The sequence below is a fragment of the Brachybacterium tyrofermentans genome, from assembly GCF_039526165.1.
Taxonomy (GTDB): Bacteria; Actinomycetota; Actinomycetes; order Actinomycetales; family Dermabacteraceae; genus Brachybacterium; species Brachybacterium tyrofermentans.
Genome location: NZ_BAAAIR010000045.1, coordinates 34,131 through 49,824, shown reverse-complemented (window position 1 = coordinate 49,824; position 15,694 = coordinate 34,131). Strand labels below are relative to the sequence as shown.

The window sequence follows — 15,694 nt, the reverse complement described above, 5'->3', positions numbered from 1 at the left end:
GCTCAGCCGCGGCGGGTGATGCGCAGGGTCTTGATCTCGAAGGGGTGGAAGGTCAGCTCCACGTCTCCGGCCCCCGCGCCGTCGCCCAGCCATGCGCTCGCGGCACCGACCCGGCCGCCTGTGCTGTCTGAGCGGTCGGCGCCGTCCCCGGTGCGCTCGAGCGCGGAGCGGAAGGCCGGGGCATCCTCGGGGAAGGGTCGTTCGAGCAGGTCCACCACGCTGACCTCTCCCCCGCCGAGCGCCGCGTCCAGCTGCACGCGTGTCGAGGCACGCGCACCGGCTGATTCGTAGAGCCGCACCACGAGGTCGCCCGAGCGGTCCTCGGCGAGCTTCACGGTCTCCACCAGCACGCTCGAGGCGTCCACGGTGACCAGCGGTGCCGAGGCCGTGGTCGCGACCGCGGCGCTCACCGCACGCTCGGGCAGGTTCAGCCGGTAGCCCTCCTCGATGGCCTCGGCGATGCCGGCGCCGGGGCGCACCGCGACGCGCAGCGTGTACCGACCGTGGTCCGCGCCGGGGTCGGGGAACTCCGGGGCACGCACCAGGGTCAGACGGGTGGTGGTCGTCGTGCCGCCGTCGGCCTCCCGGAGCGTGCGCAGCACGTCGTGCCCATAGGTGGAGTCGTTGGCGATCGCCACGCCGTAGCCGCCCTCGGCGAGGTGCACCCAGCGATGGGCGCAGGTCTCGAAGCGGGCGAAGTCCCAGCTGGTGTTCACGGGGATCGGTCGGTCGATGTGCCCGAACTGGGTCTCGCTGCTCATGGTCGCCGCCCGCACGTCGAACCCGAAGGCGAGCTTCAGGGCCTTCTTCCGCTCGCGCCAGTCGATGTCATGGACGATCTCGAGTGACTTGTCCTCCGGGCGCAGCACATAGGTCTTCACGATCGTGGAGCCGGCGCCGGTGACCCCGGAGGTGTCCGTGCCCTCGGCGACGGCGGTGGAGCCGCTGGCAGCGGAACCACTGGAGGTGGAGTCGCTGGCAGCGGAGTCGCTGGAGGTGGAATAGGTGAAGGAGACCCGCACGCCGGCGCCCTCCTCGGTGACCTCGACCCCGGTGGGCGCCTCGAGATCGCGCACCACACGGCGGTAGAACTCGTCGATGTCCCAGGCGTCCCACGCGTTGGGGGTGTCGCGATGCAGCTGGAGCAGCGCGCCACGGGCTCCGGGGGCGATCGACTCGCGGCCCGTGGTCCGGTCCACGAGGGAAGAGATCGCGCCCGAGGAGTCGAGCACCGCGCGCAGCGCGGAGTTCTCCACGGAGATGGTGTCGCCCGCGCGGATCACGACCACGCCCTCCGAGTTGCTGCACACGGGGCCGACGCCATAGGCCGGGATGCCGCGGCGCGGCACCGGCGCGGTGTTCACCAGCAGCCGGGGCCCGTCGGCCCCGTCGGCCCCGGTGGAGCCGGTCCCGTCGATCCCGTCGATCCCGACGGAGCCTGTCGCGCCGACCCCTGGCCCGTCCCCGAGCGCGGCGAGCGCCCCGGCGATGATCGCCTCGGCCCGCTCGGCGGTCGCGGCGTGCCCCTGCTCGGCCTCGCGATGCACCCAGGCGATCGAGGAGCCGGGAAGGATGTCGTGGAACTGGCCCAGCAGCGTGGCCTCCCACAGGTCCGCGAGCTCCTCGTAGGGGTACTCGACGCCGACCCGGATCGCGGCGAGGGAGGCGAGGAACTCGGCCTCGTGCAGGAGGTGCTCGCTGCGGCGGTTGCCCTGCTTGGTGCCGAGCTGCGCGGAGTAGGTGCCGCGGTGCAGCTCGAGGTAGAGCTCGCCGTTCCAGATCGGGGCATCGGGATACTCGGCCCGTGCCCGGTCGAAGAACTCCTGCGAGGTGCCGAACTCGACCTTCGGGGAGCCCTCGAGGTCCGCGGCGCGGCGCCCGGCGGCCATCATCTCGCGGGTGGGCCCGCCACCCCCGTCGCCCCAGCCGAAGAGGTCGATGCCGATGCGGGAGCGGCCCTTCTCCTTGAAGTTGCGCTCGAAATAGGCGAGCTCCTCGCCGGAGAGCATCCCGTTGTAGGTGTCCGCCGGCGGGAAGTGGGTGAACACGCTGGTCCCGTCGAGGCCCTCCCAGCGGAAGGTGTGGTGGGGGAAGGAGTTGACCTGGTTCCAGGAGACCTTCTGGGTGAGGAAGTTGTCCTGCCCGGCGAGCGCAGCGATCTGCGGCAGCGCGGCGGAGTAGCCGAAGGAGTCCGGCAGCCAGGTCTCCCGTGTCTCGACCCCGAACTCCTCGAGGAAGAACCGCTTGCCGGCGACGAACTGGCGGGCCATGGCCTCGGAGCCGGGCATGTTCGTGTCCGACTCGACCCACATGCCGCCCACCGGCACGAAGCGCCCGGCGGCGACGTGGCCCCGGATGCGGGCGAACAGCTCCGGGTAGCGGTCCTTCAGCCAGGCGAACTGCTGGGCCGAGGAGGCGGAGAAGGTGAGGTCCGCATCGCTCTCCAGCAGTGCGCAGACGGTGGAGAAGGTGCGCGCCACCTTGCGGACGGTCTCCCGCACGGGCCACAGCCAGGCGGAGTCGATGTGGGCGTGGCCGGTGGCGAGAACGGTGAGCGCGGAGCCGTGCGCCGGGCTCTCGAGCACCGGTCGCAGCACGTCACGGGCGGCGTCGACGGTGCCGGGCAGGTCATCGGGATCGGCGGTGTCGCAGGCGGCCTCGAGCGCCCGCAGGATCTCGTGGCGCCGCTGGCCGGCCTCCGGCAGGGAGACCATGAGGCCGACGAGGGCGCGCACGTCCTCGGCGAGCTCCCAGATCCGCACGTCGCGGCGGGACAGCCGGAGCTCGCTGATCGTGTAGAGCTCCTCCTCGGGAATCGTGGCGAGATCCCCGAGCGGGGTGGGCGCGAAGGTCCAGTCGCCGGGGACCATCGGGTTCGCGGCGCATTCGAGGTAGTAGTCCAGCTCCTCCCCCGGCGCCACCGGCAGATAGCGGTTAAAGGGGTTGATCGCCTTCACGGGCACGCCGTCGGGAGTGAAGACCAGCGCCTCTGCCTGGAAGCCGGGCTGGCCGGTGAAGGAGAGGTTGACGATCAGCTCGGGGGCGCTGGTCCCGTCGTCCGCCCAGTGCGCAGGGACCGTGCCGGTCACGTGCAGCCAGGTGGTGGACCAGGCCCGGCCCAGCGGGGCGCCGACCTCGATCGGGACGTACTGCGGGGCCTGCTCCGTGATCGCCTCGCGCGGAGGGATCGGTTCACCGGGGACGCGATACGCGGTGATCGTCACCGGTGCGGTCTCCCGGGAGATCGCCGGCGCCAGGTGGTCCTGGCTGAAGCGGCGGATCCGGGCCTCGGTGAGTTCCCTGTCGTCGAACATGCAGCTGCTCCTCGGGGCGCGCTCGGCGCCGAGCTCGTCGGGGCCGGACGCACCGGCCGTGGTTCGCGGCGCGGCCGGAGGGCCGCGGAGGATGCATCGACTGTATAGACCTCGCCCGGCAGGCGTCATCCCCGGGAGGACGGGTGGGGCGCCGCGGCCCGCTCAGCGCCCGAAACGCGCGAGGATCGCGTCGGTGAGCCCCGGCCAGATCCGCACGTGGGTCTGACCGAAGCGCTCCGCCCCGAGGAATGAGGCGGTCAGCCCTGCCGTCGGATCCACCCAGAGGAAGGAGCCGGACTGACCGAAGTGCCCGAAGGTCTCCGGGCTCGAGGCGGATCCCGTCCAGTGCGGGGACTTGCCGTCGCGGATCTCGACGCCCAGGCCCCAGTCGTTGGGCTTCTGCCGGCCGTAACCGGGGAGGATGCCGGCGAGGCCGGGGAACTGCACGGACGTCGCCTCGCGCCACAGATCTGGCGAGATCAAGGTGGGCTCGAGCAGCTCGCGGCCGAGTGCCAGGAGGTCGCGGATGCTCCCGCGGTATCCGGCGGCCGGCGACCCGGTGAGCTCGACGTCGCGCAGCCCGAGGCCCTGGACCACGGTCTGCTCCAACCAGTCGTCGAGGTCATGGCCGGTGGCCTCCTCGAGATGGGCGGCGAGCACCTCGAACCCGGTGTTGGAGTAGATGCGCCGGGCACCCACAGCGCCGACGACGTCCTCGCCGTCGAAGGCGTAGCCGGCGGTGTGGGCGAGCAGGTGACGCACCGTGGCGCCCTCGGGGCCGGCCGGGTCCTCGAGATCGACGAGGCCCCGGTCCACGGCGATCAGGGCGCCGAGCGCCGTGAGGGGCTTGGAGAGGCTGGCGAGCTCCCAGACCCGCTCGGGGTCGCCCTGGGTGTGCACCGTGCGCTGCGCGTCGGACACCCCGAGCGCGTGCTCGAAGTCGGCATCGACAGGGATCGCGGGGTCGGCAGGGATCTCGGGCTGGGTCTCGGGCTCCACGCCGTCAAATATGGCATATCCCCGATCGGTGCCCGCTCCGACCCCGGCATCAGGCTGTCCGGTTCGTCCGGTACGTCCCGGCGACCAGCGGAAATACAACCTACGCACCAGTCACCCCACAACCTGCACATCTTGCCTCTTGTTTACTCAATCGCACCCAAGGCATGATGCACGTGGCGTCACGTCGTCGTGACGTCGGGGAAGGGCCCGCCGCGACCGCTCCGGGCCGAACGACAAGGGGGAACCATGTCTGCACCGACCTCAGCCCGCACCGCCGAGAGACCGACCCCGCCCGGGTCACAGCTCCTGCCGATCGCGACGCCCTCGCGCCGCACCCTGCTGCTCGGGGTGGGAACCCTGGGCACCGGACTGGCCGTCGGCATCGGCCCGGCGAGCGCCGCGCCGACGCTGCGCAAGGGCTCCCGCGGCTCCGCCGTGACGAAGCTCCAGAAGGATCTGTGGCGACTGAAGTTCTGGTGCGGCACGGCCGACGGCAGCTTCGGCCACCTGACCCAGCAGGCCGTCTACGCCCTGCAGAAGGTCGCCGGCCTCAGCCGTGACGGCGTCGTCGGACCGAACACCTATGCGGCGATCCGCAATGGAGCCCGCCCCTCGCGCAGGATCACCTCCGGCGTCGGGTTCGAGGTGAACCTGAGCCGTCAGATCATCATCGCCACCACCGGAGGGAAGCTCTCCTACATCCTCAACACCTCCACCGGCAGCGGCAAGCGCTACTACTCCGGCGGCCGCTGGAAGACGGCGACCACCCCCAAGGGCAGCTTCCGGATGTACAGCCTCTACAGCCGTGGCTGGCAGAGCGGCCCGCTGGGCTCCCTGTACCGCCCCGGCTATTACGACAGGGGCTGGGCGATCCACGGATCGAACTCGATCCCGAGCTATCCGGCCTCCCATGGCTGCTCCCGCATCTCCACCGCGGCGAGCGACATGCTGTGGACCCGCAGCTGGTTCAAGTCCGGCCGGCGCGTGGTCGTCTACTGATCACACCTGCACTCCACCCAGCTCGCTCGGCACCACCGAGCACACGAGCAGCTGTGCCCGACAGAGCCCGACAGAGCACAGCCGCGCACGAGCCCGACAGAGCGCAGCTGAGCACGAGCGAGCACCACAGAGCACGACGCAGCAGCCCGCGGGGCGGCGCGACAGGGACCTTCGGGACCCGCCTGCGCCGCCCCGTCCTTTACGAGACCTGCACGAATCCCTTGCCGTCCCCCCGCCCCGTCAGCCCGTCGAGCGCCTGACCACGCGCTACGATCGAGGAGGCATACTGCCCCGTCTTCCGTCGGGGCGCAGGGACAGCGACAGCGAAGGACCACCGTGGGGATCTTGGATCGGATCGAGCGCGGGCTCGACCGCGGCGTGACGAGCATGTTCTCGCCCGGTCGCGGCCAGCTGAAACCTCTCGACCTCGCGCAGGGGCTCAAGCGCGAGTGCGATGACCAGATCCAGGTGCTCGACCGCACCCGGACCCTCGCCCCGAACGTGTACACGATCTACCTGCACCCTCAGGACTTCGAGCGCTTCGGATCCTGGCAGGACACCCTGATCGACGAGCTCCAGCGCGTGCTCATGGAGCATGCCGAGAAGCAGCGCTATATGTTCGTCGGCGGCGTGAGCGTGGATCTGGCCGAGGACGACGAGGTCCGGGCGGGCCGCTTCGAGACGGAGTCCCGCACGGAGCGCGGCAGCGTGGCGCCTGCGACCGGCGCCGCACAGGCCGAGACCGGCGGCAGCCCGATCATCGAGATCGACGGCCAGCAGTACCTCCTGACCGGCCCGGTGACCGTGATCGGCCGCGGCGGGGACTCCGACATCATCCTCGAGGACACCGGCGTCTCCCGCCATCACCTCGAGCTGCGGGCCGATCCGACGGGCGGGCCCAGCGGCACCGGCGAGCTCGTCGCGACCGACCTCGGCTCCACCAACGGCACCTTCGTCGACGGCGAGCGCATCCGCACCCCCGTCGCCCTCCAGGACCGCTCGCTGGTCAAGATCGGTCGCACCCGGCTGACCGTGCGGCTCCCCGCCGCCGGCCAGGTCAGCTGGTGAGCGCCGCATGAGCGAACTGACCCTGGTCGCCCTCCGTCTGGGCTTCGTCCTGGCGCTGTGGATCTTCGTGATCGTCGTGGTCCTGGTGCTGCGCAACGATCTGTTCGGGACCACCGTGGTCACCCGCTCCAGCCGCGACCCGCGTCGTGATCAACGCCCCGCCGCCGGACCGCCGGGAGGCGCGGCCGCCCCGGCCGGCGCCGACTCGGGCTCGGCGCGCACGGACCCCGAGGTCACCGCGACGGCGATGGTCGTCACCGCCGGGCCGCTGCGCGGCACCTCGCTGACCCTCGGCTCCACGCCCATCCTCATCGGCCGGGCCCCCGAGTGCACCCTGGTGCTGGACGACGACTACGCCTCCAACCGCCACGCCCGCGTGTTCCAGCGTGAGGGCGAGTGGATGGTGGAGGATCTGGGATCGACCAACGGCACTCTGCTGTCGGGTCGTCGCATCGACGGGGCCGTGCCCTTCCGGCCCGGCGCCCAGGTGCGGATCGGCCGCACCGAGATCGAGCTGAGACGAGGTCCGCGATGAGCATCGCCCTGCGATACGCCGCGCGGTCCGACGTCGGCCTCGTGCGGTCCAACAACCAGGACTCGGGCTATGCCGGCAGCCACCTGCTGGTGGTCGCCGACGGCATGGGCGGTCACGCCGGGGGCGACGTCGCCTCCTCGGTGGCCATCGGGCGCCTCGCGCGCCTGGACTCCGAGACTCCCGCCTCCGACATCGTCGCCACCCTCGAGGAGACGGTGCTCGACGCCAATCAGGAGATCCTGCGCCGCGCGCGGGACGAGCCGCAGCTGCGCGGCCTGGGCACCACGATCACGGCGATGCTGCGCGCGGAGGGCAAGTTCGCCCTCGCCCACATCGGAGATTCCCGCGCCTACCTGCTGCGCGATGACGAGACCACGCAGATCACCAAGGACCACACCTTCGTGCAGCGGCTGCTGGACGAAGGGCGCCTGACCGAGGAGGAGGCCGAGCGCCACCCCCAGCGCTCGGTGCTGATGCGGGTGCTCGGCGACGTCGACGCCGATCCCGAGCTCGATCTCTCGCTGCGCCCCGCCCACCCCGGCGATCGCTGGATGCTCTGCTCGGACGGCCTCTCCGGCCTCGTCTCCCTCGACACCATCGATGCCACCCTGCGCGGCTTCGAGGATCCCGGCCAGTGCGCCGAGGAGCTGATCCAGCTGGCCCTCAAGGGCGGCGGGCCGGACAACATCACCTGCGTCATCGCCGACGTCGTCGACCTCGACCAGCTCCCGCGCGGGGAGGAGGCGCCGTCCACCGCACCGCAGATCGTGGGCTCGGCGGCCCGCAACCGCCATCGGCCGACGACCGCGTCCGGGCCCGCCGCGAAGGCCGCAGCGCTCACCCGTGAGGAGCCCTCGGCTCCCTATGAGGACTCCGACTTCTCCGAGGACGAGCCGCCCCGCCGCAGCCCGTGGCCCGCACTGGTCGCCGTGCTGCTGCTGGTGGCCGTCCTCGGCGGCGCGCTCTGGGCGGGATACGCCTGGTCGCAGCGCCAGTTCTATGTGGGCACCGACGGCACGAACGTCGTGCTCTATCAGGGGCTCTCCCAGGACCTCGGCCCGATCTCCCTGTCCGAGCCGGTCGAGGTCTCCGAGATCGCCCTGGACGAGCTCCCCCAGGTGACCCAGCAGCAGGTCACGAACACGATCACCGCCGGCGACCGAGAGGCCGCCGAGGAGATCATGGACCGGCTCGAGCAGTCGGCGCTGGCCAACCGGCCCCCGCCGGTGGTCACCGACCCCGCACCCTCCGACGGCGGCGGCGAGGCGTCCGACGGCGGGGGCGACGCCTCCGACGGGGGCGGCGCCCCGCTCGAGCAGAGCACCGGACTCACCTCCGACCGTCCCGCGGAGACTCCCTCCCCGCCGGATGAGGGCGAGGAGTCGTAATGGCCACGATCGTGTCCTACACCGCTCGCCCGCGCCGGCTGACCCAGGCCCTGCTGCTGGCGTTCGCGGTGGTGATCGGAGTCGGCGCCTACGCGCTGGTCGGGCTGGGCCGCTTCGACGAGGTCCCCGCCGACCTGATGCAGGTCGGCGTCGGGTCGGCCGTGCTCGCCGCGGCCCTGCAGGTCGTCGTCATGTGGCGCACCCCGTATGCGGACCCGGTGATCCTGCCGCTGGTCGTGCTGCTGAACCTGCTGGGCATCGCCATGATCAAGAGCGTGCACGCCGCGAACGAGATCTACGGCCTGCGCACCTCCGCGAGCGCTGATCGGCAGATGCTGTGGGGCATCGTCGGCGTCGTCCTGTGCCTCGTCGTGCTGGTGCTCCTGCGCGACCACCGGCGCCTGCGTCGCTACACCTGGATCAGCGCCGTCGTGGGCGGCGTGCTGCTCCTGCTGCCGCTCGTGCCGGTGATCGGCGACTCCCGCAACGGCTCGCGGATCTGGATCAACATCGCCGGCAACAGCTTCCAGCCCGCCGAGCTCGCCAAGATCGCCTTCGCGATCTTCTTCGCGGGCTACCTGGTCTCCCGCCGCGACACCCTGGCCCTGGCCGGGCCCAAGGTGCTCGGCATCCACCTGCCCCGCTGGTCCGACTTCGGCCCGATCCTGGTGGCCTGGGGCTTCGCCATGGCGGTGCTGGTGTTCGAGACCGACCTGGGCACCTCGCTGATGTTCTTCGGGCTGTTCGTGGCGATGCTGTACGTCGCCACGGACCGGCTGAGCTGGCTCGTGATCGGCGCGGTCATGTTCCTGCCGCCGGCCGTGTTCGCCGCGACCCAGATGAGCCACGTGCGCACCCGCCTGACCTGCTGGCTGGACCCGCTCTCGAGCGACAACTACAGCAGCTGCGAGCAGATCAACCAGGGACTGTTCGGGCTCGCCAACGGCGGCATCACCGGGGCGGGCCTCGGCGAGGGGCGCCCCGACGTGGTCCCCCACGCCGAATCCGACTTCATCTTCACCTCCTTCGCCGAGGAGCTCGGCATGGTCGGCGCGTTCGCGCTGCTGCTGCTCTACCTGCTCCTCGTCCAGCGGGCCATCCGCGCCGCCGTCGGCATCTCCGACGGCTTCGGCACCCTGCTCGCCGGCGGGCTCGGCTTCACGCTCGCCCTGCAGGTGTTCGTGGTCGTCGGCGGCGTCACCCGCGTGATCCCGCTGACCGGCCTCACCCTGCCGTTCCTCGCCGCGGGAGGCAGCTCCCTGGTGTGCAACTGGATCATCGTCGGCATCCTGGTGCGGCTCTCCGATGCCGCCCGTCGGCCCGCGGCCCGCCAGGTCGAGGGCCTCGACGCCCCTGCCGCCCCGCGCCCGGCCCCGGAGGCGGTGTCATGAACAAGCCCCTCCGTCATGTCTGGCTCGTGGTGGGCGTGCTCTTCGTGCTCCTGTTCACCTCGACCACCTACTTCCAGGTCGTCGCCCAGAGCCGGTTGAACGCCAACGGACAGAACCTCCGCACCACCTACAACGAGTACGGGCGCCATCGGGGCCCGATCGTGGTGGACGGCGAGGCGATCGCGAACTCGACCGCCTCCGGGGACACCTACGGGTACCTGCGCGGCTATGACCCCGGCGCCATGTACGCCCCGGTCACCGGCTACTACTCGGTGGTCTACGGGTTCTCCGGGATCGAGCGCTCGCTCAACGACACCCTCTCCGGGGAGGCCGATGCGCTGTTCTACCACCGCATCTCCGACATCCTCTCGGGCAAGCAGGGCCGCGGCGCGACCGTGGAGCTCACGCTCGACGCGAAGGCGCAGGAAGCCGCCTGGGACGCGCTGGACGGCCGCCGCGGCTCGGTGGTCGCCCTGGATCCGGAGACCGGCGCGGTGCTGGCCATGGTCTCCTCTCCCAGCTACGACCCGAACAAGCTGGCCTCGCACGACACGGCCGCCGTCCAGGAGGCCTGGTCGCAGCTGAACGACGATCCGGATCGGCCGATGACCAACCGTGCGATCGGCGGCGACCTCTACCCGCCCGGCTCGGCCTTCAAGCTGGTCGTGGCCTCGGCCGCCCTCGAGTCCGGCGACTACACCGCCGACTCGGTGATCCCGGGTCCCGGCACGTACACGCTGCCGAACTCCTCATCGGTCATGAACAACTTCTCCGGCGGTCGCCAGGAGCCCTGCGGTCCGGACGACGAGTCGACCCTCGCCGAGGCGCTGCGCCAGTCGTGCAACACCTCCTTCGCCCAGCTCGGGGTCGCGGTCGGCGAGGACCAGCTCGCCACGACCGCCGAGGAGTTCGGCTTCGGCCAGCGGCTGGAGATCCCTCTGTCGGTGACGCCGTCGAGCATCGGCACCGATCTGGACGATGCCCAGCTGGCCACCACGTCGATCGGCCAGTACGAGGACAGGGTGACGCCGCTGCAGATGGCGATGGTGGCGGGCACGTTCGCCAACGACGGCGTGGTCATGGAGCCGCAGCTGGTGCAGGCGGTGCGCACGAGCGACCTCTCGACGGTGGCGGAGCTGAGCCCGAAGGAGCTCGGCCAGCCGCTGAGCGCCTCGAACGCCGCGCAGATGCGCCAGATGATGGTGGGCGTGGTAGAGGACGGCACCGGCACGGCGGCGGCCATCGACGGCGTCGAGGTCGGCGGCAAGACCGGCACCGCGGAGTGGGGCGAGGATCGCGCCGCGCACTCCTGGTACGTCGGGTACGGACAGGTCGACGACCAGAAGATCGCTGTCGCGGTCGTGGTCGAGGAAGGCGGATACGGGTCGCGCACCGCGGCACCGATCGCCCGGGATGTGATGGAGGCGGTGATCAATCCATGAGGACAGAGCCAGGGCTCGTGCTCGAGGGACGCTACGAGCTGACGTCGCTCATCGCCACCGGCGGCATGGGACAGGTCTGGAAGGGCCTGGACCAGGAGCTGGACCGCGATGTGGCGATCAAGGTGCTGCGTGAGGAGTACGCCGGGGACGACGGCTTCCTCAAGCGGTTCCGCGCCGAGGCGCGGCATACCGCTGCGCTCTCGCACGACGCGATCGCCGCGCTGTACGACTACGGCGAGCTCGACGGGCGCGCCTATATCGTCATGGAGCTCTGCCCGGGGCGCCCGCTGTCGGACATCATCGAGGAGAACCCCGGCGGCCTGCCCGAGAAGCGGATCGTCTCGATGCTGATCGAGCTCGCACGCGCCCTGGACGCCGCCCACTCCAAGGGCGTCGTGCACCGCGATGTGAAGCCGGAGAACGTGCTCGTCGACGAGCAGGCCGACTGGTCCATGAAGATCACCGACTTCGGGATCGCCCGCAGCAAGGACCAGGCGCGGCTGACGAAGACCGGTCTCGTCATGGGCACCGCCCAGTACCTCTCCCCCGAGCAGGCGATGGGCAAGCAGGCCACCTCGCTCTCCGACATCTATGCCCTGGGGATCGTGGCCTACGAGATGCTCGCGGGCCACCGACCCTTCACGGGCTCCAGCCAGGTCGAGATCGCGATGGCCCAGGTCAAGCAGCAGCCGCCGGAGCTGCCGGAGGCGATCAACGCCGATCTGCGGCACCTGGTCATGATGACCCTCGCGAAGGCCCCGGCGAACCGTCCCCGCTCCGCGGCGGCCGTCTCCAGGATCCTCGAGGCGATCCAGCGCGGGGTGGAGCCGCACTTCACCACCGGCGCGATCCCCGTGACCCGCGTCGAGGACCATGACTGGACGGGGGAGAACGCGGTGCGCCCCGCGGGCTCCACCGGGGAGCAGCCGCGGCGAGGCCCGGGCACCTCGCCCACGGGCACCCGCACGGCGGCGATGCCCCTGCCGCTCTCGGGCCGGCGGGGCATCCGCCACCGCTCGGGAGGGTCCGCCCGCTCCGCGATGTCGGCGACGTCTGCCGCCTCCGCGGCATCGGGACCCTCCGCCGCCTCGGCCGGCTCCGCGTTCTCCGCGGCGTCGGCCCGATCGGCGGCCTCCCCGGCTCCGGCACCGCGCTCGATGCGCAGCGCGCCGACGGACCGCGCGGCCGGGGGCCGTGCGGCTCCCGGCGGGACGGCCGGGACCGCAGGGACCGGCGCTGCCGCGGGAACCGGAGCGGCCGCGGGACCGGGAGCGCGAGCGGCTCAGGGGTCCTTCGGTGCGCGCCCGCTGGGCGATGTGGACACCGCGGCATCGTCCCGGACGGTGCGCGGGACCTCGACCGGTCGCCGCATCGGACCGCTCTCGATGCCGGGCCTGATCCTGGTGATCGTGCTGGTCGCGGTGATCGCCGTAGCGGTCGCTGGCGGTATGGGCTGGCTGCCCGTCGGGGCGATGGGCGTTGATCACGTCGGCTCGGAGGAGACAGCGTCAGCACGTACGATGATCGGATCGGTCGGTGTCGGCCACGGCACGAGGACGGGTGTGGAGTGAGCGAAGAGAAGGTGGTCCTGGGGGGTCGCTACACCCTGGGAAAAATCCTCGGGACCGGCGGCATGGCCGAGGTGTTCCTCGCGGAGGACTCCCGCCTGCATCGCACCGTCGCCGTCAAGGTGCTGCGCTCCGACCTGGCCCGCGATGCGAACTTCCAGGAGCGGTTCCGCCGTGAGGCGCACAGCGCCGCCTCCCTGAACCACCCCTCGATCGTCGCCGTGTACGACACCGGCGAGGAGCATCAGCGCACCATCACCGGCGCGGACGTCACCATCCCGTACATCGTCATGGAGTACGTGCACGGCGACACCCTGCGCGCGTACATCGACCCTCAGGACCCGATGGACGCCCATCAGGCCGGCGAGATCATGGCGGCGCTGCTGAGCGCCCTGGAGTACTCGCACCGCGCCGGGATCGTGCACCGCGACATCAAGCCGGGCAACGTCATGATCAACGACGCCGGCGCCGTGAAGGTCATGGACTTCGGGATCGCGCGCGCCATCGCCGACGCGACCAGTGCGATGACCGCCACCCAGGCCGTGATGGGCACCGCCCAGTACCTCTCCCCCGAGCAGGCTCGCGGCCAGCTGGTCGACGCCCGCTCCGACATCTACTCCGCCGCCTGCGTCATGTACGAGATGATGACGGGCCGCCCGCCGTTCACCGGCGACACCCCGGTCTCCATCGCCTACCAGCATGTGCGCGAGGAGCCGACCCCGCCGTCGGCCTACAACCCGGCGATCACCCCGGCGCTGGACGCCGTGATCCTCACCGGCCTGGCCAAGGACCGCGAGGAGCGCTACCCGAGCGCGGTGGCCTTCTCGCGGGACATCGCCACCGTGGTCGGGGGGCGCGCGCCCGCGCTGGTCGCCGGCGCCGTGCCGTCCGGGACCGATGCCGACGCCACGACCGTGCTGGGTCCCGTCGACGACGCCACCGAGGCCCTGCCGGCGATGGCCGGCGCTGGAGCGGTCGGCGCCGCCGGGGCAGGGGCCGCCGCGAACTGGAGCACCGACCGGACGCCTGCCGTGACCGGCGGGCTCGCCGCGCACCAGGCCCAGGAGGTCGAGGAGGAGCCGGAGCGCAAGCGGCCCTGGTGGCTGATCATCCTGGTGATCGTCGCCGTGCTGGCGCTGGCCGGCGCCGCATTCGCCTACTTCCAGCTCGGGAAGGACGACGGCCCCGAGACGGTGCCCGTCCCCGCCGTGGCCGGGCTCAGCGAGGACGAGGCGAGCGCGAAGCTCGCCGAGGTCGACCTCACCCCGGAGTTCGACCAGGTGCAGTCCCAGGACGTCGACAAGGGGCTGGTCATCGAGACGGACCCGGGCGAGGGCGAGGACGCGCCCGTCGGCTCCACCGTCGCCGTGAGCGTCTCCGCCGGCCCCGAGGCCGTCAAGGTCCCCGCGGACCTCGAGGGCATGACGCGCGACGAGGCCCAGCAGGCCATCGAGGATGCCGGCCTGGTGATGGTCGTCGGGGACGAGGAGGACGCCCCGCAGGAGCAGGGCACCGTCACCCGCGCCAGTCCGCAGAGCGGCTCCACGGTGCCTGCCGGCACCGAGGTCGAGGTGCGTCTCGCCTCCGGCATGGTCGAGGTCCCCGATGTCACGGGCACCCAGATCGAGAAGGCCACGGAGGTCCTCGAGGCCCGCGGCTTCGAGGTCCCCGAGCCCTCGGAGAAGGAGGACGCGGACGCCGATCCCGGCTCCGTGACCTCCCAGACCCCGACCGCAGAGGCCGGCACCCAGCCGTACGGCTCCAGCGTGGATCTCGTGATCGCCGCCGCCCCCGGCCCGGTGAAGGTCCCCAACGTGACCGGCCAGACCCTCGAGGACGCCCAGGCGACCCTCAAGGAAGCCGGCTTCGGGACCACCCAGGAGAGCGAGGACTCCGACAGCGTGCCGGAGGGGCAGGTCATCCGCACCGATCCCGAGGCCAACGCGTCGGTCGAGCGAGGGTCCACGGTGAACATCATCGTCTCCAGCGGCCCGAAGGAGACCCCGACACCGACCGAGGACCCGACGACGGAACCCACCGAGGAGCCCACCACGGACCCCACCGAGGAGCCCACCGAGGATCCGACGACGGAACCCACCGAGGAGCCGACGACGGAAGAACCGACCGAGGAGCCGACGACGGAGCCCACGGACGAGCCCAGCAAGACGCCGACCGACGAGGCCGCGGGGAACGGCAAGGGCGACGGGAACAGCAGCGTGAACAGGAATGCGAACGCTGACGGGAACGGGAACGGGAACGGGAACGGGAACGGGAACGGGAACGATGGGAAGGGCAGCACCGGTGAGTGAGTCCGCGGTCTCCGCAGCGAAGGGGCCGAGCAGCGAGGGTGCCCGCATCCTCGTGATCGACAACTACGACAGCTTCGTCTACACGATCGTGGGCTATCTGCAGCAGATGGGTGCCCGCACCCAGGTGGTGCGCAACGACGAGGTCCCCGCCGATGACTCCGGCGCGGTGGACCTCACGGGCTTCGACGGCGTGATGGTCTCCCCCGGCCCCGGGAACCCCAGCACCGCCGGCCGCACGCTCGACGTCATCGGGGCCTGCGCGCACGGCTCCGTGCCGATGCTCGGCGTGTGCCTGGGCCACCAGGCTCTCGGGCAGTACTTCGGAGCCACCGTGGGTCACGCCCCGCAGCTCATGCACGGCCGCACCAGCCCTGTCACGCACGAGGGCCGCAGCGTGTTCGAGGGCGCGCCCTCCCCGATGACGGCGACCCGATACCACTCGCTCACGGTCGATCCGGCGACGGTCCCCGACTCGCTCGAGGTCACCGCCCGCACCGCCGACGGCATGATCATGGGGCTCGTGCACCGCGAGCTGCCGCTGCACGGCGTGCAGTTCCATCCCGAGTCCGTGCTCACCGAGAACGGCCACCTGATGCTCGCGCGGTTCCTGCAGCTGTGCGACGGGGTCGACGCCGTCGAGCGCTCCGCGGGGCTGCAGCCGCTCATGACCGCCGGCTGACC

11 protein-coding genes are annotated in these 15,694 nt (G+C 71.5%); 9 read left to right on the top strand and 2 right to left on the bottom strand.

The genetic code is table 11. The annotated features are described in order from the left end of the window. Positions 1–2: 2 nt before the first annotated feature. Positions 3–3,314 (bottom strand): alpha-mannosidase, encoded by a 3,312-nt coding sequence (locus tag ABD093_RS13935; RefSeq protein WP_343925283.1) that lies wholly within the window; start codon positions 3,312–3,314, stop codon positions 3–5. Positions 3,315–3,476: 162 nt separating this feature from the next. Then, the gene (locus ABD093_RS13930; protein WP_319021633.1) at positions 3,477–4,313 is read right to left on the bottom strand and encodes a serine hydrolase domain-containing protein; all 837 of its coding nucleotides are present in this window, start codon (positions 4,311–4,313) and stop codon (positions 3,477–3,479) included. Between the two features lie 246 nt (positions 4,314–4,559). Here ABD093_RS13930 and ABD093_RS13925 point away from each other — a divergent pair, with 246 nt between their 5' ends. The 9 genes from ABD093_RS13925 to ABD093_RS13885 all read left to right on the top strand — a co-directional run bounded on the left by ABD093_RS13925 (position 4,560) and on the right by ABD093_RS13885 (position 15,692). Then, positions 4,560–5,312, top strand: a complete 753-nt coding sequence (locus tag ABD093_RS13925; RefSeq protein ID WP_193118417.1) for a L,D-transpeptidase family protein — start codon at positions 4,560–4,562, stop codon at positions 5,310–5,312. 336 nt (positions 5,313–5,648) lie between these two features. Further along, the gene (locus tag ABD093_RS13920; RefSeq protein WP_343925280.1) at positions 5,649–6,380 is read left to right on the top strand and encodes an FHA domain-containing protein; all 732 of its coding nucleotides are present in this window, start codon (positions 5,649–5,651) and stop codon (positions 6,378–6,380) included. A 7-nt stretch (positions 6,381–6,387) separates the two neighbouring features. Then, a complete protein-coding gene (locus tag ABD093_RS13915; RefSeq protein WP_193118419.1) occupies positions 6,388–6,915 on the top strand; it encodes an FHA domain-containing protein FhaB/FipA in 528 nt (175 codons plus the stop codon). Next, a complete protein-coding gene (locus ABD093_RS13910; RefSeq protein ID WP_193118420.1) occupies positions 6,912–8,303 on the top strand; it encodes a PP2C family protein-serine/threonine phosphatase in 1,392 nt (463 codons plus the stop codon). The genes ABD093_RS13915 and ABD093_RS13910 overlap by 4 nt, the downstream gene beginning before the upstream one ends. Beyond that, positions 8,303–9,694, top strand: coding sequence for an FtsW/RodA/SpoVE family cell cycle protein (locus ABD093_RS13905; protein ID WP_343925277.1), 1,392 nt, complete (start codon positions 8,303–8,305; stop codon positions 9,692–9,694). Before ABD093_RS13910 ends, ABD093_RS13905 begins: the two co-directional genes overlap by 1 nt. Next, positions 9,691–11,136, top strand: a complete 1,446-nt coding sequence (locus tag ABD093_RS13900) for a peptidoglycan D,D-transpeptidase FtsI family protein (protein WP_343925275.1) — start codon at positions 9,691–9,693, stop codon at positions 11,134–11,136. The genes ABD093_RS13905 and ABD093_RS13900 overlap by 4 nt, the downstream gene beginning before the upstream one ends. After that, entirely contained in the window at positions 11,133–12,707 is a 1,575-nt protein-coding gene (locus ABD093_RS13895) for a serine/threonine-protein kinase (RefSeq protein WP_343925273.1), read from the top strand. Before ABD093_RS13900 ends, ABD093_RS13895 begins: the two co-directional genes overlap by 4 nt. Beyond that, complete coding sequence (gene pknB / locus ABD093_RS13890) at positions 12,704–15,013, top strand: Stk1 family PASTA domain-containing Ser/Thr kinase (protein ID WP_343925271.1); 2,310 nt, start codon at positions 12,704–12,706, stop codon at positions 15,011–15,013. The genes ABD093_RS13895 and pknB overlap by 4 nt, the downstream gene beginning before the upstream one ends. Further along, positions 15,006–15,692: an anthranilate synthase component II gene (locus ABD093_RS13885; protein WP_343925269.1), complete on the top strand. Its 687-nt coding sequence runs from the start codon at positions 15,006–15,008 to the stop codon at positions 15,690–15,692. The genes pknB and ABD093_RS13885 overlap by 8 nt, the downstream gene beginning before the upstream one ends. The last annotated feature ends 2 nt before the right edge of the window (positions 15,693–15,694 follow it).